General features: G+C 28.5%; 19 protein-coding genes and 1 pseudogene. 18 read left to right on the top strand and 2 right to left on the bottom strand.

What is annotated here, in order from left to right; translation table 11 throughout:
- Positions 1-226: 226 nt before the first annotated feature.
- From JWF52_RS01330 to JWF52_RS01255, 16 genes are all read left to right on the top strand, one after another.
- Positions 227-463 (top strand): YabP/YqfC family sporulation protein, encoded by a 237-nt coding sequence (locus tag JWF52_RS01330; protein ID WP_208331558.1) that lies wholly within the window; start codon positions 227-229, stop codon positions 461-463.
- Between the two features lie 12 nt (positions 464-475).
- A complete protein-coding gene (gene yqfD / locus JWF52_RS01325; protein ID WP_208331557.1) occupies positions 476-1768 on the top strand; it encodes a sporulation protein YqfD in 1293 nt (430 codons plus the stop codon).
- Positions 1769-1798: 30 nt separating this feature from the next.
- Positions 1799-2773, top strand: coding sequence for a PhoH family protein (locus JWF52_RS01320; protein ID WP_502711240.1), 975 nt, complete (start codon positions 1799-1801; stop codon positions 2771-2773).
- 28 nt (positions 2774-2801) lie between these two features.
- Positions 2802-3260, top strand: a complete 459-nt coding sequence (ybeY, locus tag JWF52_RS01315; RefSeq protein ID WP_208331555.1) for an rRNA maturation RNase YbeY — start codon at positions 2802-2804, stop codon at positions 3258-3260.
- A gap of 3 nt (positions 3261-3263) precedes the next feature.
- Positions 3264-3986, top strand: coding sequence for a diacylglycerol kinase (locus JWF52_RS01310; RefSeq protein ID WP_042275590.1), 723 nt, complete (start codon positions 3264-3266; stop codon positions 3984-3986).
- A 264-nt stretch (positions 3987-4250) separates the two neighbouring features.
- Positions 4251-5141, top strand: coding sequence for a GTPase Era (gene era / locus JWF52_RS01305; protein ID WP_208331554.1), 891 nt, complete (start codon positions 4251-4253; stop codon positions 5139-5141).
- Between the two features lie 11 nt (positions 5142-5152).
- Positions 5153-6532 (top strand): magnesium transporter, encoded by a 1380-nt coding sequence (gene mgtE, locus JWF52_RS01300; protein ID WP_208331553.1) that lies wholly within the window; start codon positions 5153-5155, stop codon positions 6530-6532.
- Between the two features lie 70 nt (positions 6533-6602).
- Positions 6603-6758 carry a YqzL family protein gene (locus tag JWF52_RS01295; protein WP_208331552.1) on the top strand — a complete coding sequence of 52 codons (156 nt, stop codon included), beginning with the start codon at positions 6603-6605 and terminating at the stop codon, positions 6756-6758.
- Positions 6724-7497, top strand: coding sequence for a DNA repair protein RecO (recO, locus tag JWF52_RS01290; RefSeq protein ID WP_208331551.1), 774 nt, complete (start codon positions 6724-6726; stop codon positions 7495-7497). Before JWF52_RS01295 ends, recO begins: the two co-directional genes overlap by 35 nt.
- Positions 7490-8113 (top strand): DUF4342 domain-containing protein, encoded by a 624-nt coding sequence (locus tag JWF52_RS01285; protein WP_208331550.1) that lies wholly within the window; start codon positions 7490-7492, stop codon positions 8111-8113. Before recO ends, JWF52_RS01285 begins: the two co-directional genes overlap by 8 nt.
- Before the next feature lie 156 nt (positions 8114-8269).
- On the top strand, positions 8270-9148 hold the full coding sequence (glyQ, locus tag JWF52_RS01280; RefSeq protein WP_042275581.1) for a glycine--tRNA ligase subunit alpha: 879 nt from the start codon (positions 8270-8272) through the stop codon (positions 9146-9148).
- Entirely contained in the window at positions 9148-11214 is a 2067-nt protein-coding gene (gene glyS, locus JWF52_RS01275) for a glycine--tRNA ligase subunit beta (protein ID WP_208331549.1), read from the top strand. The genes glyQ and glyS overlap by 1 nt, the downstream gene beginning before the upstream one ends.
- Positions 11215-11625: 411 nt before the next feature.
- Positions 11626-12255, top strand: coding sequence for a transcriptional regulator CcpN (ccpN, locus tag JWF52_RS01270; RefSeq protein WP_353654851.1), 630 nt, complete (start codon positions 11626-11628; stop codon positions 12253-12255).
- 10 nt (positions 12256-12265) lie between these two features.
- Positions 12266-13102 carry a pyruvate, water dikinase regulatory protein gene (locus tag JWF52_RS01265; RefSeq protein ID WP_208331547.1) on the top strand — a complete coding sequence of 279 codons (837 nt, stop codon included), beginning with the start codon at positions 12266-12268 and terminating at the stop codon, positions 13100-13102.
- A gap of 42 nt (positions 13103-13144) precedes the next feature.
- The gene (gene ppdK / locus JWF52_RS01260; protein WP_353654849.1) at positions 13145-15769 is read left to right on the top strand and encodes a pyruvate, phosphate dikinase; all 2625 of its coding nucleotides are present in this window, start codon (positions 13145-13147) and stop codon (positions 15767-15769) included.
- Between the two features lie 121 nt (positions 15770-15890).
- A complete protein-coding gene (locus JWF52_RS01255; protein ID WP_208331546.1) occupies positions 15891-16142 on the top strand; it encodes a zinc ribbon domain-containing protein in 252 nt (83 codons plus the stop codon).
- Between the two features lie 22 nt (positions 16143-16164).
- Here the strand turns inward: JWF52_RS01255 and JWF52_RS01250 are convergent.
- Positions 16165-18413: pseudogene (locus JWF52_RS01250) on the bottom strand (DNA topoisomerase).
- A 26-nt stretch (positions 18414-18439) separates the two neighbouring features.
- On the bottom strand, positions 18440-19069 hold the full coding sequence (locus JWF52_RS01245) for a hypothetical protein (RefSeq protein ID WP_208331545.1): 630 nt from the start codon (positions 19067-19069) through the stop codon (positions 18440-18442).
- Positions 19070-19180: 111 nt separating this feature from the next.
- On the opposite strand from JWF52_RS01245, the gene dut reads away from it, so the two are divergent.
- Together dut and JWF52_RS01235 are read left to right on the top strand one after the other, a co-directional pair.
- Positions 19181-19612, top strand: a complete 432-nt coding sequence (dut, locus tag JWF52_RS01240; RefSeq protein ID WP_208331544.1) for a dUTP diphosphatase — start codon at positions 19181-19183, stop codon at positions 19610-19612.
- A gap of 325 nt (positions 19613-19937) precedes the next feature.
- Positions 19938-20533 (top strand): SH3 domain-containing protein (locus JWF52_RS01235; RefSeq protein WP_208331543.1); only part of this gene is annotated, 596 nt, incomplete at its 3' end.

Raw genomic sequence — 20533 nt, 5'->3', positions numbered from 1 at the left:
AAAATTTATTGATATATTCTTATTTTATTCTAAACATATATATAAGTTTACACACATATTTAAATAAGAGAGTATTATAAAAAATAGTAATTAGTAAGCTATCATTTAAATAAAATTTATAATATATAAAAAATATAATAAAGATGTAGTATATATCAATTTTAAGGATTAAAAAGTAATTTAAGAAAAATTATGAACATAAAATATATTAAGGGGGGATATGGATATGGTAGATATATCAACTGACCTGCAAGTAAACCAACCCACAGTAACTATTGTAGGTAATACATTTGTAAGTGTGGAAAATTACTTATCTATAATAACTTATGAAACTGATTTAATAAAAATAAAAACTAAAGTAAAGTCAATTAAGATATCGGGAGATAAACTTTCACTAAAATATATTACTGATGGGGAAATAGGAATAAAAGGAATTATATATAGTGTAGAGTATACAGATTAGGAGGAGATTGAATTGATAAGTTACATAAGAGGATATTATGTAATAACTGTAGAGGGAATAGGTGTAGAACGTTTTTTAAATCACCTTATGAGAAATGGAATAAAGGTATATGATGTTACCAGAATAAATAGTAATAAAATTCAGTTTAGTGTGGATAGGCAGGATATGAAGGAGTTTAAACAAGTATATAGAGGTAGTAACTATGATGTTAAGGTCAAACAAAAAACAGGTTTGCCATTCCTAATAAAAAGAATATATAAGCATAAAGGTTTATGGGTTTTCGCTATTATATCTTTAGCACTTTTAATTATGACATCTCAGTTTGTAACGGATATATACATACAAGTTCCAGAAGGTATAAAAAAAGAATCATTAAGGAAAGAACTATACGATGCTGGACTTAAGCCTGGTGTCTATAAGAAGAATATAGATAGAAAAGAAATAAGGGATCAAATAATGTTAGCATTTGATGAAGTAGCATATGTATCTATAAATGTTAAAGGGACAAATATATTTGTAACTGTAACGAAAAAAGCTGAGAGTTTAAAGTCAACGGATGAATCAAATTATTGTAATATAATAGCTCAAAAAAATGGTATAATAGAAAAGGTAATACCAAGAAGTGGAAGTCAGATTGTAAACGTTGGAGATATAGTTCAAAAAGGTGATGTTCTTTTAAATGGAGCAAATACAAAATCAGTACCAGAAGTATGGGCAAGCACATTTTATGAGGTTTCAAAAAGTGCAAGCTATGAAGATGTAGAAAAAGAAAAAACTGGAGAAAGTAAAAAAGTATATAGTATAAGTTTTTATGATAAAAACTATACAATAAGAAGAAATATAAACTATAATAATTATGTTATTGAAAATAAAGAACATAAACTTTCTATTGGAGACTATACTTTTCCTTTAAAAATAAAAGTAAGTACTTTCTATGAAACAAAGAATGTTAAAGTTAAAAAAGATAAAGAAAAACTTAAAAAAGAACTTTCTGAGAATGTATTAAAAGAACTAGAATACATAATACCAGCTTCTGCAAGAATAATAGATGTAGATCACGATTATAAAGTTAATAAAAATATATTAGAGTATAGAATTACAGTTCAAGCGTCTGAAAATATAGCAAAACTTTATCCTCTTAGTAAGTCAGAGGCAGAACAGATAATAAAAGAACAAAATAATTCTACTGATACAGAAGAACCACTTCCTTCAAATCCGGGGAAAAGACCAATAAATGATATAAGAAATGAATTTGAGGATAAAAATAATAGTAAAGAGCAAAATGATACTAAAGATGAAAATTAATTATCTTATTCAAGGAGGCATACTAAATTGATAGTACAAAAGAAGTTTATAATTTCAGAAGAAAAATTTGAAAGAGAGCTGTTTGGAAATTTTGATGAAAATATAAAATTGATAGAAGAAACTTTAAATATAGATGTAATACTAAGAGAAGGTAATATAGTTTTAATGGGGCAAGAAAAGAACGTAGATGAAGCATTAAAGCTTATGAATGAGCTTCACCAAACTGTATCAAATGGAAAAAGCTTAGATAAGCAAAGTATATCATACTCATTATCTTTATTATTAGAAGGAAAAGAAGAACAACTTAAAGAACTTGAAGATGTTATAGTTGTAACTAAAAAAGGAAAACCGGTTCAACCTAAAACATTAGGGCAAAAAAAGTATATAAATCTTATAAAATCAAATGACATAACTTTTGGTATTGGACCAGCAGGAACGGGAAAAACATATTTAGCTGTTGCGATGGCTGTAAAAGCATTTAAAAGAGATGAGGTAAGTAAAATAATATTAACTAGACCAGCAGTAGAAGCAGGAGAAAATTTAGGTTTTTTACCAGGAGATTTAAAGGAAAAGGTAGATCCATATTTAATACCATTATATGACGCTTTATTTGATATGCTAGGTCCAGAAAAATTTGTTAAGTACTTAGAAAGAGGTACTATAGAAGTCGCGCCTCTTGCTTTTATGAGAGGAAGAACATTAGACAATGCATTTATAATATTAGATGAAGCTCAAAATACAACGCCAGAGCAAATGAAGATGTTTTTAACTAGGCTTGGATTTGGATCAAAGGCAGTAGTAACTGGAGATTTAACTCAAACAGATCTACCGAATAAGAAAAAAAGTGGACTTTTACAAGCTACAGCAATATTAAAAGATGTAGAAGGAATTGGATCTATAGCTTTAAGTGACAAAGATGTTGTAAGACATGAGCTAGTTCAAAGAATAATAAGAGCTTATGAGAAGTTTGATAAAGAAGAAGAAAAGAAAATGAGTAAAAAATAATATAAATTTTAAACAAAGGAAGAAAAATATGGAACTTATAATAGATAATAGACAAGATAAAATACAGGTAAGTGAAGAGTTAATAGAGAAAATAGAAGATATAATTGTAGAGTGTTTAGACTATGAAGGATATGATGATGATTATGAAGTTAGTTTATCATTTGTAGATAATAAAGAAATACATGAATTAAATAGAGAATATAGAGGCGTAGATAGAGCTACGGACGTGCTATCATTTCCCCTCTTAAGTGATGAATTTGATATAGAAGTCGAAGAAGAGTCTCTAGGTGATATAGTAATATCTTTAGAAAGAGCTTTTGAACAAAGTGAAGAATATAATCATAGCTTTGAAAGAGAAGTGTGCTTTTTAGTTTGTCATAGTACATTCCATCTTTTAGGATATGATCATGATAATGAAGAAAATACAAAAGAAATGAGACAGAAGGAAGAATATATATTAAACAAGCTAAACATAACAAGGGAGTAATTTATGAAATCTAAAAAAACTCGTCAGGGGATAATTAAAGCATTTAATGCGGCAATAGAAGGTATTATATATACCTTTAAATTTGAAAGAAATATGAAAATACATTATTTTGTTGCCGTATTAGTGTTTGTAGCAAGTTTATTTTTTGATTTATCAAGGGTAGAAATGCTTATATTAATATTTTCTATAAGTTTAGTTGTAATATCAGAAATGTTTAATACAGCTATAGAAAAAACCATTGATATGATAACCGAAGAATATAATGTGCTTGCTAAAATTGCTAAAGACGTTGCTGCTGGTGGAGTACTAATTGCAGCGCTAAATTCTGTTGTAGTTGGATATCTATTGTTTTATGATAAAATAACTGATATATCAGTACGACTAATGTACACTATTAGAGAATCGGAACCTCATATAACATTAATATGTATTGTATTAGTACTTATAGCTGTAGTAGTAGTGAAGGCTATGACCTCAACAGGTACTCCTTTAAAAGGAGGAATGCCTAGTGGACACGCAGCGCTTGCATTTGCTATGGCTACAGGAATTACATTTATGACTGAAAGAGTAGTTGCATCAACACTAGCCTACTTAATGGCAGTGTTAGTTGCTCAAAGTAGGATAGAAGGAAAGATACATACTTTTTGGGAGACTGTAGCAGGTGGGATTTTAGGAACTCTAATAGGGATATTAATATTCCAAATGAGTGTTTTTTACATAAAATAATATATAATATTAAATTTAATGAATTATAATAGAAAAAGAGTGTATAATGTTTATAAAAGAAGTCTTTAAGACTTCTTTTTATGTTATAATGGAACGTACTAGATAAAAAGATTAATATTAAATTATATTAAATTAAGAATATTTATTATCTATTTTTTATAATATAAATCTATAGATAATAAAATGAATATAAACTAGATAAATATAAATCAGATAATAAAAAATTTATAAGACACAAAAGAAAATGATAGGAGAAGCGACAATATGTTTAAATCAGGATTTGTTAGTATAGTAGGAAGACCAAATGTAGGGAAATCTACTTTAATGAATAATGTAGTTGGAGAAAAAATAGCTATAATGAGTGATAAACCTCAAACTACAAGAAATACAATACAGGCAGTTTATACAGATGAAGAATGCCAAATAGTATTTTTAGATACACCAGGAATTCATAAGCCTAAAAATAAATTAGGAGAATTTATGGTAAAATCTGCTACTGATGCATTTAAAAATGTAGACTTAGTATTATATGTAGTAGATGATTCTAAAAAAATAGGACCAGGGGATAGAAAAATAATAGATGATCTAAAAAATGTAAAAACTCCTGTAGTTTTAGTTATAAATAAAATGGATCAAATTGAAGAACAAGATTTATTTGATATGATGAAGATGTATCACGCTGAAGGTGTGTTCAAGCAAATAGTACCTATATCAGCACTAAAGGGAAGAAATGTTAAGGAGCTATTAAAGGTAGTTCAAAATCATTTAGAAGAAGGACCTAAATATTTCCCAGATTATATGATAACAGACCAACCAGAAAGAGTATTAGTATCAGAATTAATAAGAGAAAAAGTTCTTCATTATATACATGATGAAATACCTCATGGTGTTGCTGTTGAAATTGAAAAAATGAAATCAAGAAAAGATAAAGAAATAGTAGATGTTTCTGCAGTAATATATTGCGAAAGAGACTCTCATAAAGGTATAATAATAGGTAAAAATGGTAGAAAACTAAAAGGAATAGGTAAATCAGCAAGAGAAGACATGGAATTACTTTTAGGATCTCAAATAAATCTTCAATTATGGGTTAAAGTTAAGGAGAATTGGAGAAATTTACAAAATTACGTAAGTAATTTTGGATATACTGATAAATAAAGGTGGATTATATGGATAGGAAACAAGAGGCGTCCCAGGACTTATTGAGTGAAGTCAAAATATTAATTGAAAATAATAAAATATTAGAATTAAGAGAATTACTTGAAGAGTATCATATAATAGATATTTTTGACATAATGGAACATTTAGAGGAAAGTATGAAAATAAAATTATTTGAAGTCCTTCCTCTTGATATGGCAGCGTCTATACTAGAAGAAAGTGATGTTGAGTTTTTTAGCACAATACTATCAAAAATAGATGTAGAACATAGAAAAAATATACTAGAATTAATGTCTCTGGATGATATGGCTGATATATTAAGTCAGCTTGAGGAAGAAGAAAGAGAGAGAATAATGGAACTTTTAAGTAAAGAAGATGCAGATGACTTAAAAGAACTACTAATATATGAAGAAGAATCTACTGGTGGAATAATGACTACCGGATATATAGAAATAAATGAAGAAATGACTGCAAAAGAAGCAATAGAACACATGAGAGAAAATGCCGAAGATGCAGAAACTATTTATTATATATATGTAGTAGATAACGATGAAAGACTAGTAGGAGTATTATCTTTAAGAGAATTAATAACTTCTAGAGATTCTAATATTATAAAAGATTTGATGAGTGAGAATATAATATCAGTTTTCGTAGACGAAGATAGAGAGGAAGCTGTAAGATTAGTATCGAAATATAATTTAATAGCAATACCGGTAATAGATAGAGATCAAAAATTAAAAGGTATAATAACTGTAGATGATATAATTGATGTTATAGAAGAAGAAGCAACAGAGGATATGTATAAATTTGCGGGTTCTTCAGAACATGAAAGAGATACAGTGGAAAAAGTAAACCCAATGTTAAAAGACCAAATTTCATCATCAGTTAGAGGAAGGATGCCATGGCTTATAATAACACTAATTGGAGGATTATTATCTGCAATGATGGTTTCTAACTTAGACTTTATAATGAATCCTACTTATGCAATTTTAGTATTTTTCATACCAGTTGTTATAGGTATGGGTGGAAATATAGGAACTCAATCTTCTGCACTTACTGTTATGGCATTATCAAATAAAGATTTAGAATTTAGCAATGTTATAAGGGAAGGTATAGTAGGTCTTATTACAGGAGTTATATGTAGTATAATACTTGCTATTGTTGTATTTATATTTACTAAAGATATAGATATTGTCCTAGTTGTATCTTTATCATTATTTATAAATATGATAGTTGGAGCAATGATAGGAGCGTTTATACCAGTATTTTTAAAAAAATTAGATTTAGATCCATCAATAATTTCAGCACCAGTTATAGCTACAGTCCTTGATATAACTGGGATAGCAATATACCTTGTCATAACTACTGTATTATTGTCAAAAATTGTTTAATAACTTTATGTATTATTTACCCTCTTCTTACTAAAAATATAGTATAAATGTAAGGAGGGGGTTTTTAAAAATGAACAATTTATGTTGGGAAGTTTTTAAAAAGACGGGTAGTATAGAAGCATATATGTATTTAAATGACTTCAAAGGCCTGCATGAAGAAAATGAAGATATAAGGGAGATAGATACCGACTATGATAATCTTGAACACCCAGGGGATAGTACTTAAAGCGGTAAGATATGAAGAGAATGATGTAATATTAACTTTGTTTACTAGAAAGCTTGGAAAAGTAGCTGCTTTAGCGAAAGGAGCTAAGAGAAATAAAAGTTCTTTCCTTTCATCATCGCAGCTCTTCTCTTATTCTAATTATACTTTAAAAAAACAAGGTAATATGTATAGAGTAAGCCAAAGTGATATAATAAAAAGTTTTTATGATATATCTTATGATATAGATGCATTTTCATACGCTACATATATTACAAAACTAGTAGAAGGATCTACATTAGAAAATCAGACAAATAATAGACTGTTTATACTACTGGCACAAACCCTACATTTATATACTCAAAATGATGTAGATAAACAATTTATAACTAGAGCTTTTGAGATAAAGTTTTTAGATTATATAGGATTTAAACCTGTAGTAAATAGGTGCTGTAGTTGTGGAAGTAAAGATTTAAAGACACCTGTTTTTAATGTAGACGAAGGTGGCACATTATGTGGAATATGTAGTGAACATACTGAAAATAATTTAAAAATTGACGTAACTACTGTGAGGCTTATGGAATATATATTAAGTAATGATATATTGAAGTGTAGTAAGGCAAAAGTTTCAAAATATATAACATATGAATTGGGAAAGATATTAAATAAATATCTAAATACCTATATTGATAATGTAAATTTAAAATCATTATATCTATTACAAAATATTCAAAATAATAAGGGAGTTGATACGGATGAATAGTAATATAACTATTGAACAAATGGATGCAGTAATATCAAGAGTTCCAAATGCTACTTATGCGCAGGTTAAACAAGCACTTATAGATTCGAATGGAGATGTAATAGAAGCAGTTATTGCGTTAGAATCTATAAACCCAATAAGTAAAAAAACAAAGCAAGCTAGACAAAAAATTGAAGAGGTTTTTAATAAAGATAACGAAGACATGAAAGAATTTAAGGAACAATTTGGAGAAGATTTTGCTCATGTAAAAGAACAAGTAAAAGAGTTACTTAAAAAAAGTAGTGTTATAAGAGTTATGGTAGAAAAAAATGATAAGATTATAATGAATATACCTTTAACAGTGGGAGTTGTAGGTTTAGCACTAGGACCATTAGTGACTTTAGTAGGATTATCAGCAGCAGTGTTAGGAAAATATAGAATAAAAATTCAAAATGAAGATGATGGAACTATTGTTGACTTAGGAGAATTAAACGAAGAGAAACTTAATATGCTAAAGCAAATGTTAGCGAACACAGCAAAAGATGTAAAAGATGTTGTAGTAGACAATAAAAAAGATGACAAAGATATAACAGATGAGCTTATCAAAGAAGACAATAAAAAAGATATAAATAATTAAATAGAGTATAATTTACTTACTTATATCTACATTGACAAAATTTATAGAATTTGATATTCTAAAAGTTAGAAAAGAGCTATTTAAAGGCCTTTCGTGTAGACGAAAGGCTTTGTTATATTATAGGAAAGTGAAATTTTTATTATAGGAGGTATTATTATGAATTTTCAAAATATGATACTTACGCTACAAAACTACTGGGCTAATCAAGGATGCATAATGATGCAACCATATGATGTTGAAAAGGGTGCGGGAACGATGAACCCTAACACATTTTTAAGATCATTAGGTCCAGAGCCTTGGAAAGTTTGTTATGTAGAGCCATCTAGAAGACCAGCTGATGGTAGATATGGAGAAAACCCTAATAGACTATATCAACATCATCAATTCCAAGTAATACTTAAGCCATCACCAGATAATATACAAGAATTATATCTAGGGAGTTTAGAAGCTATAGGAATAGACCCAAGTGAACATGATATAAGATTCGTTGAAGATAACTGGGAATCAACTACTGTTGGAGCTTGGGGACTTGGATGGGAAGTATGGTTAGACGGGATGGAAATAACTCAGTTTACATATTTCCAACAAGTTGGTGGTATAGAGTGTGAGTTAGAAACTGGAGAAATTACATACGGATTAGAAAGACTTGCAATGTATATTCAAGAGGTTGATAGCGTATATGACCTTAAATGGAACGATGAAATAACTTATGGTGATGTATTTAAACAATCTGAATATGAAAACTCTATGTATGCATTTGAAGAATGTGATGCAGATATGTTATTTAATCTATTTGATACATATGAAAAAGAAGGATTAAAGCTTATGGAAAGAGGACTTGTAGTGCCAGCATATGATTATGTATTAAAGTGTTCTCATACGTTCAATACATTAGATGCCAGAGGAGCTGTAGGTGTTAGTCAAAGAGCCTCATTTATAGGAAGAGTTAGAAATATGGCTAGAAATGTTGCAGCTGCATTTGTAAAACAAAGAGAAGAATTAGGATATCCTCTTTTAAAGGAAGGTGATAGATAATGAACAACTACCTTTTATTTGAAGTTGGTGTTGAAGAATTACCATCAAGATTTGTAAGTAGTACTCTACAACAAATAAAAAATAACTTAACAAAAATGTTTAATGAAAATAGAATTGAATTTAATGAAATAAATACTTATGGAACTCCAAGAAGATTAACTTTTATAATTGAAGGAATAAGTGAAAAACAAAGTAATTTAGAAGAAGAAGTAAAAGGTCCATCTAAAAAAATAGCATTAGATGCTGATGGAAACTTTACAAAACCTGCACTTGGATTTATGAAGAGTAAAGGTCTTAAAGAAGAAGACGTAGTGTTTAAAGTTGTAGGTAAAGATGAATACATATTTGGAACAATAAGACAAGCTGGCAAAGAAACTAGTGAAGTTTTAAAAATTATATTACCAGAAGCTGTAAAAAACGTAACATTCCCTAAAGCTATGCGTTGGGGTGGTAAGAATATGAGATTTGCTAGACCTATAAGATGGATGGTTACTTTATTAAATGATAATGTATTAGAATTTGATTTAGAAGGTATAAAGTCATCTAATATTACTAAGGGTCATAGATTCTTAGGACAAAATGAATTTGAAGTTAATTCGCTACAAGATTACTTAAATAAATTAGAAGAAAACTTTGTAATATTAGACCAAGATAGAAGAAAAGACATTATAAGAAAACAATGTATAGAAGTTGCTAATTCATTAGGTGGAGAAGTTGAATTTGATGAGGATTTACTTGAAGAAGTAACTCATTTAGTTGAATATCCAACAGCATTTTATGGAGAATTCAATGAAGACTATGCAAAACTACCTAAAGAAGTTGTAACAACTCCAATGCAACAGCATCAAAGATATTTCCCTGTTGTCAAAGATGGTAAGTTATTACCTAACTTTATAGCAGTTAGAAATGGTAATGATTATAGAATAGATAAAGTTAAAGAAGGAAATGAAAAAGTTTTAGTTGCAAGACTTGAAGATGCACTATTCTTCTATAAAGAAGATACAAAGAAGAGCCTAGAAAGCTATAGCGAGAAATTAAAGAGTGTGGTATTCCAAGCAAAACTTGGAACAGTGTATGATAAAACTTTAAGAATAGAAAACTTAAGCGCTAATATAATTGACTTATTAAACCTATCAAATGATAAAGAAGATACTAAAAGAGCAGCTGCATTATGTAAGTCTGACTTAGTTACAGGAATGGTATTTGAATTTACTGAGCTTCAAGGTATAATGGGTAGAGAATATGCTAAAGTTAGTGGAGAAAATGAAGCAGTTAGTGAAGCTATATTTGAACACTATTTACCTAGATTTGCAGGAGATATACTTCCTAAAACTAATGCTGGTATAGCTTTATCTATAGCAGACAAATTAGATTCTATAGCAGGATTCTTTGCAATAGGAATACAGCCAACAGGTTCACAAGACCCTTATGCTTTAAGACGTCAAGCATTAGGTGTTTTAAATATATTAATGGATAGTAAATTAGATGTTAATTTAGCTGATTTAGTTGAATTAGCTCTTAATAATTACTCTAACTTAGAATTTAATAAAGAGGAAGTAATAGCTTCTATTATGGAATTCTTTAAAGAGAGAATAAAGAACCTATTCAGAGATTTAGGAATAAGATATGATGTTATAGATGCAGTATTAAGTTCTAAACTAAATGATATATCAGATATGCATTTAAGAGCAGAAGAACTTAATAATTGGCTAGATAAAGATGAATTAGTTGAAATGTTAACAGCATTCAATAGAGTATCTACATTAGCCCAAAAGGCTGTATCTAGTGAAATTAATGAAGAACTGTTAAAAGAGGAAGCAGAAATAGCTTTATATAAAGAATTTAATAGTACAAAAGATAAAGTTGAAGAATTATTAAAAGACAAAAAGTATAGTGAAGCTCTAGATTCTTTTGCATCATTAAGACCATCAATAGATACTATGTTTGATAGTGTTATGGTAATGGATAAAGATGAAGCTATAAAAAATAATAGATTAGGTTTACTTAAACAAATATACGATACTATGTTAAGTATATGTGATCTATCTAAAATAGTATATAAGTAATAAAATAAGATCTAGGAGATAATCCTAGGTCTTATTTTTATAGTTCGAACATTTAAATTTAAAGTATTTCGCCCATAAAGTAGCTTAAGTAAATCTGACTTTAAATCAAAATATCAAAAAATAATTATATGTATATTAAAATTTTTATATTTTAGTAAAAATTTAGTATTAAATTGGTTACTATGTACAATAATGTATTATAATATTATATAGTATAAACAATTTAGCTACATTATTTAATATATAACCCCAATAAATATATATTAGATACACTAATAAAGTGATAAGAAAAGAAAAAGTATAACATTTATTTATAAAAAGTGTTTACAGAATGGTATATACAGATATATAATGTAATATATAAGATGAAATCTGTAAAAAGTATAGCACAAATGAAAGAAGGTGAACATTATTCAACTTAACCAAAGACAATTAAAAATAATTGACATAGTAAAAGCTAATGAGCCTATAACAAGTGAATGTATTGCCGCTAACTTAAATGTAACTCGTGCTACACTAAGGTCAGACTTAGCTATATTAACTATGACAGGCATATTAGATGCAAGACCTAAAGTTGGATATTTTTACTCGGGAGTTAGCGAAATTAATTTAATAGGAAATAAAATAAAAGATAAAAAAGTTAAAGATATAATGAGTATGCCTATTGTTGTTAAAAAAGACACAAGTATATACGATGTTATAGTAACAATGTTTTTATCTGATGTAGGAAGTATATTTATTATAGACGACGATGAAAACTTATGTGGGATAGTATCTAGAAAAGATTTACTAAAAGCAACTATAGGTGGTGGAGATATAAATAAAATGCCTATAGGTATGATAATGACTAGAACACCAAATGTAATAACTGTAAGTCAAGAAGAAGGAATTTTAGTAGCAGCTAAAAAGATAATAGAACATGAAGTTGATTCCATACCAGTAATTGAAGAACATGAAGATGACCCTAATCAAGCTAAGGTTATTGGAAGAATGTCTAAAACTAACATAACAAAGTTATTTTTAGAGTTAACAGACAATTAAGGAGGAATATATGGAAAATTTAATTATATATGTCATATCAGATTCAGTTGGTGAAACTGCACAGCAAGTAACTAAAGCTGCTATATCACAATTTAGCATGGAAGATAATTATGAAATTAGAAGATTCCCTTATGTTACAGATAGAGGATTTTTAAAGGAGATACTTAATAGCGGAAAAAATGAAGATGCCATAATAGTATATACCTTAGTGGATGAAACTTTATTAAATATAACAAAGGAATTTTGTCAAATAGAAAGATTAAGCCATATAGACTTAATGACACCTTTACTTAGAGAAATATCAAATAAGACAAATATCAAGCCTAAAAGAGAGCCTGGAATAATAAGAAAGCTTGATGAAAGCTACTTCAAAAGAGTAGAGGCTATCGAATTTGCCGTTAAATATGATGATGGAAAAGACCCAAGAGGTATATTAAAATCAGACATAGTTTTACTTGGTATATCAAGAACATCTAAGACGCCACTTAGTATGTATTTGGCAAATAAGAATATAAAGGTAGCAAATGTACCTTTGGTTCCAGAAATACCAATACCAAAAGAAGTATTTGAAATAAATCCTAAGAAAATAATAGGTCTTACAAATACTCCAGAAAAGCTAAATAGAATAAGGCAGGAAAGATTAAAAGCATTAGGACTATCTAGTAATGCAAGTTACGCAAATCTAGAAAGAATACTTCAAGAGTTAGACTATTCAGAAAAAGTAATGAAAAAGGTAGGATGCCCTGTTATAGATGTTTCTAGCAAAGCAATTGAAGAAACAGCGGGCATTATAATAGATATAATGAAAGAAAATGGAATTAAAGTCCACAAAGATGGCGAGAAGTAGTGTATAAATAAAAATCTATAATATTAATCGATGGGGGATTAAATGATGGAAGCTAAATATGTTTATAGTTTTGATGAAGGTAACAAAGAAATGAAATCTTTATTAGGAGGTAAAGGTGCTAACTTAGCAGAGATGACAAAGATAGGACTACCTGTTCCTAATGGTTTTACTATTACTACTAAAGCATGTAATGATTATTATGATAATAATGAGACAATAAGAGAAGAAATAATAGCTGAAATAGAAAGTCAATTATTAGGATTAGAAAAAGAGTTAAATAAGTCACTAGGATGTAGCAAAAATCCATTATTATTGTCAGTTCGTTCAGGAGCAGTATTCTCTATGCCTGGTATGATGGACACAATACTTAACCTAGGACTTAATGATACAAGTGTAGTAGCACTAGCTAAGGCTACAAAAAATGAGAGATTTGCATACGATAGTTATAGAAGATTTATACAAATGTTTTCAGATGTAGCTATGGGAATTCCAAAATATAAATTTGAAAATATATTAGATAAAATAAAAGAAAGTAAAGAATATAAATTTGATACAGATTTAAATATTGATGATTTAAAAGAATTAGTAAAAGAATATAAAAAATTATATAAAAAAGAAATAAAAGTAGATTTCCCAGAAAATCCAAAAGAGCAATTGATGCTTGCTATAAAAGCTGTATTTAAATCATGGAATAATCCAAGAGCAGCAGTATATCGTAGATTAAATGATATACCTCACAACTTAGGGACAGCCGTGAATATACAATCAATGGTATTTGGAAATATGGGAGAAACTAGTGGTACAGGTGTTGCATTTACTAGAAACCCATCTACTGGAGAAAATAAATTATTTGGAGAATTCTTGCTTAATGCACAAGGTGAAGACGTTGTAGCCGGAATAAGAACTCCTAAAGATATATCTACATTAAAAGAAGTTATGCCAAGTGCATACGATGAATTTACGAAAATAACATCTATACTTGAAAATCATTATAAAGATATGCAAGATATAGAATTTACTATAGAGAGAGAAAAGTTATATATACTACAAACAAGAAACGGTAAAAGAACAGCTAAAGCATCTATAAATATAGCTGTAGATTTAGTTAAAGAAAATATTATAGATAAAAAAGAAGCTATAATGAGAATAGATCCTAAGCAATTAGACCAACTTCTTCATCCAAGTTTTGAAAACGAATCTTTAGAAAAATCAACAGTTATAGCTAAAGGACTACCAGCATCACCTGGAGCAGGTAGAGGAAAGGTTTACTTCAATGCACAAGATGTTGTTAGTGCTAAGGAAAGAGGAGAAGAAGCAATACTTGTTAGACTTGAAACATCACCTGAAGATATAGAAGGTATGGTATGTGCAGAAGGTATACTTACAGCAAGAGGTGGTATGACATCTCATGCAGCTGTTGTAGCACGTGGTATGGGTAAATGTTGTGTAGCTGGATGCTCAGATATAAAGGTAGACGAGTTTAATAAAGAGATAAGAACAGAGTTAGCAGTTATAAAAGAGGGCGAGTATATTTCATTAGATGGGTCTAGTGGATGTGTTTATTTAGGGGGAGTTAAAAAGACGGATGTAGCTTTAAGTGGAAGTTTTGAAATATTAATGGACTGGGTAAATGAATATAAAGACATAGCAGTAAGAACTAATGCAGATAATCCAAGAGATGCAAAAGCTGCTATTAAATTTGGAGCAGAAGGTATTGGTTTATGTAGAACTGAGCATATGTTCTTTGATGAAGATAGAATACCTGCTGTAAGAGAAATGATATTATCTAATACACTAGAACAAAGATTAAAAGCATTAGATAAATTACTTCCTATGCAAAAAGAAGATTTTATAGAAATATTTAAAGTTATGGATGGAAAAGAAGTTAATATAAGATTACTTGATCCACCTCTTCATGAATTCTTACCTCATGATGATGAATCTATAAGTGCTCTTGCTAAAACTATGAATATAGAAGTAAGCGAAATAAAAAGAAGAATAGTAGATTTAGAAGAATTTAACCCAATGCTTGGCCATAGAGGATGTAGACTTGCTATAACATTCCCTGAAATATATGAAATGCAAGCAAAGGCTATAATATATGGAGCAATAGAAGCTACTAAGCTAGGGGTAAAAGTAATTCCTGAAATAATGATACCTTTAGTAGGAGAAGTAAAAGAATTGAAAGTAATAAGAGAAATGATAAAAGAAACTATGGATAATATAATAAAAGAAGAAAATGTAAAAATAAATTACACAATAGGTACAATGATAGAAGTTCCAAGAGCATGTTTAACAGCAGATGAAATAGCACAAGAAGCAGATTTTTTCAGCTTTGGAACTAATGATTTAACTCAAATGACTTTTGGATACTCAAGAGATGATGCAGGAAAGTTCTTAGGGGAATACGTAAATAATGAGTTATTAGAAAAAGATCCATTTGAAGTACTAGATCAAAATGGTGTTGGAAAGTTAGTTAAAATGGGTGCTAAGTTAGGAAGAGAAACAAAGCCAGAATTAAAAATAGGAATATGTGGAGAGCATGGAGGAGAACCATCTTCAGTAGAGTTCTGCTATAAGCTTGGACTTAATTATGTATCTTGTTCACCATTTAGAGTTCCTATAGCAAGACTTGCAGCAGCACAAGCAACTATAAAAAATAAATAATTTAAATATAAACTCCTTTATAAAATAACTTATAGAGGAGTTTTTTTAATGTAACATCTAGAATATACATTTCATAATATATAATGATATTTTGAAAATCAAATTCAATGGGGGATATAAAATGATAAAATGTCCAAGATGCGGAAAAGATGTTTCATCAAGACCTGGAACAATATGCCCAAGATGTGGGCTTAAGGTATCAGAAGTAAATCAAAAGGTAAGATGTCCAGAACCAAGTTGTAGAGCGTTAGTATCTAGAAGATTAGAATACTGTCCAAAGTGTGGATGTAAGCTAAAAGGATATAAATTTTCTGAGATTATGAAAATGGCAAGATGTAAAATTGATGAAACTTTTTATGATAAAGAAAAATAGGTTGCTAAAAATTAGCAACCTATTACGGTCTTTCAATATCCCAACCGAAATATCCATTTTCTTTTTTATAATATTTTAATATAGCATCAAATTTATCACCTTGTTTAGAAGTTAGTGATTTAACTTTTGCTGATCCGTTTTTAAGTATACTTTTTACCATAGTCTTATTAGGTTTCTTTTTGTAGTATTCTAAGAATTTATCATTTTTCCATATTGCAAATTTACATTCTTTGTAATTATTACATATATATCCTTTGCCAATTTCAACAACATCTCCTTGACAAATAGGGCACTTTCCTAATGATTCATTTTTAGTATCGGGTGATTTTGAAGTATTCTTATTTGAAGATTTAGAATCAGTTTTTTTAGATGATTCTTTAGTAAATTTCTTAGTTTTAGGGTTATATGTATAGTTTTCTGTACTAATATTTTTAGGCCTATCTCTTTTTATAAGTTCTACATTTTTAACAATAAAACTCATTATATTAGTTAGATACTCTTTTCTAGTGAAATTTCCTTTTTGAATATCACTTAAACTTTTTTCTAGCTTACCAGTATAGTCAACGTCAAATAAATCTTTAACAGGGAATATTTCAACTAAATTTTTTCCTAAATCAGATATAAAATATGATTTACCTTTTTTGCCAACATATCCAACTTGCATAATTTTTTTAATACATCAGCACGAGTCGCAGATGTACCTATAGAGTAGCCTGATAAGACAGCAGTATCTTCTTCAGATACATTTTTACCACAGTTTTTCATAGCCTTAAGTAAAGTATCTTCAGTATAAGGCTTAGGTGGAGTAGTTTGCTTGGTTAAAGTTTTTATATCTATTATATCAACAACATCTTTGTTATTTACCATAGGAAGTAAATCATCTTTTTCTTCTTTATTATAAACTTCTAAATAGCCTTTAGTTTTAAGGACTTTACCTTTAGTTAAGAAAATATGTCCATCAACATTTGTTTTAATCTCAGTATTTTCATATTCAGCAGGAGGCATAAAGTTTGCTATAAACCTATCTTTAATAGCATTATAAACTATAAGTTCATCAGCACTTAAATTATTAGGTATTATATAAGTAGGTATAATAGCACTATGGCTATCTACTTTAGATGAATCGAAAACTCTTTTTGTTTTAGAAAACTTTACTTTATTCTCATATTCAAGTCCTGCCTTTAATTTGTCTAAAGCTTGTGATACTTTTGAAGTTAAACTTTCTTCTAAATAAATAGAATCGGTTCTAGGATATGTTATATATCCACCCTTACCTTTTCCTTCATAAAGTGACTGACATACACTTAAAACCTTATCAGATGTAAAATTTGCATGTTTGGATGTTATATATCCTTGCAAAGATGTTAAACTGAAAAGCTTAGGAGCATATTCCTTAGACATGGTAACTTTTTTATCTTCTATAGTTCCGGTATTTGAAGTTATACTATCGATAACTTTATTTGCTTCTTCAATTGTATCAAATTTACTTTCTTTACCTTTTATGTACTTTCCTTTGTATTTCCCATTATCACACCTAAAATTACCTTCTATCTCATAATAAGTTTTAGGTACAAAGTTTAATATTTCCATATCTCTATCATAAACCAATTTTACAGTTGGAAGTATGACACGACCAATATTAAGTAACTTTCCATTACCATATTTTAATGTAGCAGCAGATGTAAAATTAATACCAATTAACCAGTCAGTAATAAGTCTAGTATATCCTGCTGCTTGTGAATTTCTCATTTCAGAGTCATCTTTTAAATTGTTAATACCTCTTGTTATATCTTCAGGTGTCCATTCATTAACTAAGATTCTTTTAATAGGTTTTTTGTTTTTGGCAAGCAAAAATATAAGGAAAGATATTAACTCTCCCTCTCTATCGTTATCTGTTGCATTTATAATATATTCTACATCGTCTCTATGTAAAAGTTTTTTTACTATATCAAATTGCTTTTTCTTAGAACTATCTACTTTAAATTTAAATTTATCAGCAGGTATGAATGGAAAATTATCCATCTTCCATGATCCCGAATATCTATCTTTGTCGTAATCCTTCATATCATATAAACCAACTAAATGCCCAACAGCATAAGTAATTATATAACCATTTCCCTCGAAGTATCCATCACCTCTAGTTTTAGCACCTAAGAAGGATGCTATAGTTTTGGCAACAGATGGTTTTTCCGCTAATACTAGTTTCAATAAATATAAACCTCCTTTATAAAGTGCATAAAAGTTTTTTAACAACTTTAAATATATTATCACAAAAAAAGAAAAGACTGCAAGGCAGTCTATACATTATAATTAAAATTATTGTTTTTATTAGTTAGGCCTTTTAGATAGCAATCAACAAAACTGTCAGCTAAAAATTCATCCATTAAAGTTACAAAAGCTATATGATTTGTATTATCAGGATTATTTTTTTTCAAATTGTAATTTAAAATAGAACCAGATATAGTACAAGATGATAGCGGATTTATATAAATTCTTTGAGTGTCAGATAAAGATGTAAAAATCTCAAAACATTTTGAAGTATCAATTAAATATGTATGGTCTATTAAACCTTTTAGTTCTGGAAATTTCATATATAAATCATAAGATAAATCTAACTCACTACATTTAAGATGATTTTCCTTATATCCACCAAGTATAATATATACATTATTTTTAGAAATAGATTTAAATGATAAAATTAAATTTTTAATAAATTCATTTACTTCAATAGGTAAATATAGATACAGTGGATTAGTATCATTTATAGTAATATTAAAATCATCTAGTAAGTCAATTAAATCATAAGTATTAAAATTGTTATTATTAAAGTTTAAACTATTGTAAATTAAAAATAGGTTGCCATATAACCTTTCTTCATAAATACTTTCTAACTTTTGTTTCATCCAAGGAACAGGTAATAAATTCATGAAATACCTCCTAAATAAATATAATTTCTAATAAATAGAATATATCTCTCTTTAATATAATTAATATTATGTATATAATAGTTAAATAAGAATAAAAAAGGAGAGACTAAAATGTATACATTAAAGATAAAAAAACTAAGCGAAGAAGCAATAATACCAAACTTTGCTCATCGAGGTGATGCTGGTATGGATTTATATTCTATAGAAGAGGTGGTTATTCCTTCAAGTGAGACAAGACTTATAAAAACTGGAATATCAATCCAACTACCTAAAAATACAGAAGCTCAAGTAAGACCAAGAAGTGGTATGGCTCTTAAGCATTCAATTACAGTTTTAAATACACCTGGTACTATAGATGAAGGATATAGAGGTGAAATCTGTATAATACTAATAAATCATGGCAAAGACGAATTTGTTGTAACTAAAGGGATGAAAATTGCTCAAATGGTAGTTAAACCAATATATGATATAAATATAGAAGAAGTTAAAGAACTAGATAATACAGAGAGAGGTCAAGGTGGATTTGGATCTACTGGATTTTAAATAAAAGTATGGCTAAAAAGAAGAGTTAAATATTAATATTTAACTCTTCTTTTTTTATGTATAAATATGTAATTTATGTCAGTTTTTTACAAATTAGTATTTGTATAGACAAAAAGTAACAAATTTGCAATAATAATATTATAGATTAAAATGAAATAAAAAATATTTATAAAATTAAACAGTATACATACCAAGCTTGAAGCGTAAATAGAACATAATTGTAAAGTAAGCTGATTTAAATATATTAGATTGCTTTATATAAATATTATTAAAATTTGAAAGGAGTTGAGTTAATTACAGTATATTAAGTCTGTAATAATTTATTATGAACATAAGCAAAAAAGAAGCAGTTGCTACATTGGTAGCTACATCTATAGTTCTACCAATGTCGGTAACTATAGCAAGTGCAAATGAAAATAGTGTACAAGCGATAAATATAGAATATAGAACAATAACTGGAAATTCAGTAAATTTTAGAACAGGTCCAGGGACAAATCATTCATCTATGGGTAAATTAAATAAAGGTAATACTGTAGAGTATATTGGTAAAAGTGGTGCATGGGTAAACGTTAAGCATAATGGAAAAGTAGGATATGTACATGGAGATTATGTATCTACATCTAATAACACTTCAACAGATAATACTATAAAATCAACGAAAGTAGTAAATGGAAATTCAGTAAACTTTAGAACAGGCCCAAGTACAACTAACTCATCAATTGGTAAGCTAAATAAAGGTACAGAGGTAGGGTTTATATCAGAATCTAATGGATGGTCAAAGATAAGCTATAATGGAAAAATAGGATATATGTCGAGCCAATACTTATCAAATAAAGGGAATACACCATCAGAAGATAATTCTGTAAAATCAACAAAGATAGTAAATGAAAATTCAGTAAACTTTAGAACAGGCCCAAGTAC

The sequence above is a fragment of the Clostridium sp. CCUG 7971 genome, assembly GCF_017590215.1.
GTDB lineage: Bacteria > Bacillota > Clostridia > Peptostreptococcales > Peptostreptococcaceae > Faecalimicrobium.
This window is presented reverse-complemented; position numbering and strand designations above follow the sequence as displayed.

Excerpts from the sequence above, each read along its gene's own strand:
- JWF52_RS01330 (WP_208331558.1), top strand. The coding sequence starts at position 227 with ATGGTAGATATATCAACTGACCTGCAAGTAAACCAACCCACAGTAACT.
- ybeY (WP_208331555.1), top strand. The coding sequence starts at position 2,802 with ATGGAACTTATAATAGATAATAGACAAGATAAAATACAGGTAAGTGAA.
- JWF52_RS01310 (WP_042275590.1), top strand. The coding sequence starts at position 3,264 with ATGAAATCTAAAAAAACTCGTCAGGGGATAATTAAAGCATTTAATGCG.
- era (WP_208331554.1), top strand. The coding sequence starts at position 4,251 with ATGTTTAAATCAGGATTTGTTAGTATAGTAGGAAGACCAAATGTAGGG.
- mgtE (WP_208331553.1), top strand. The coding sequence starts at position 5,153 with ATGGATAGGAAACAAGAGGCGTCCCAGGACTTATTGAGTGAAGTCAAA.
- JWF52_RS01295 (WP_208331552.1), top strand. The coding sequence starts at position 6,603 with ATGAACAATTTATGTTGGGAAGTTTTTAAAAAGACGGGTAGTATAGAA.
- recO (WP_208331551.1), top strand. The coding sequence starts at position 6,724 with ATGATAATCTTGAACACCCAGGGGATAGTACTTAAAGCGGTAAGATAT.
- JWF52_RS01285 (WP_208331550.1), top strand. The coding sequence starts at position 7,490 with ATGAATAGTAATATAACTATTGAACAAATGGATGCAGTAATATCAAGA.
- glyQ (WP_042275581.1), top strand. The coding sequence starts at position 8,270 with ATGAATTTTCAAAATATGATACTTACGCTACAAAACTACTGGGCTAAT.
- glyS (WP_208331549.1), top strand. The coding sequence starts at position 9,148 with ATGAACAACTACCTTTTATTTGAAGTTGGTGTTGAAGAATTACCATCA.
- JWF52_RS01265 (WP_208331547.1), top strand. The coding sequence starts at position 12,266 with ATGGAAAATTTAATTATATATGTCATATCAGATTCAGTTGGTGAAACT.
- ppdK (WP_353654849.1), top strand. The coding sequence starts at position 13,145 with ATGATGGAAGCTAAATATGTTTATAGTTTTGATGAAGGTAACAAAGAA.
- JWF52_RS01255 (WP_208331546.1), top strand. The coding sequence starts at position 15,891 with ATGATAAAATGTCCAAGATGCGGAAAAGATGTTTCATCAAGACCTGGA.
- JWF52_RS01245 (WP_208331545.1), bottom strand. The coding sequence starts at position 19,069 with ATGAATTTATTACCTGTTCCTTGGATGAAACAAAAGTTAGAAAGTATT.
- dut (WP_208331544.1), top strand. The coding sequence starts at position 19,181 with ATGTATACATTAAAGATAAAAAAACTAAGCGAAGAAGCAATAATACCA.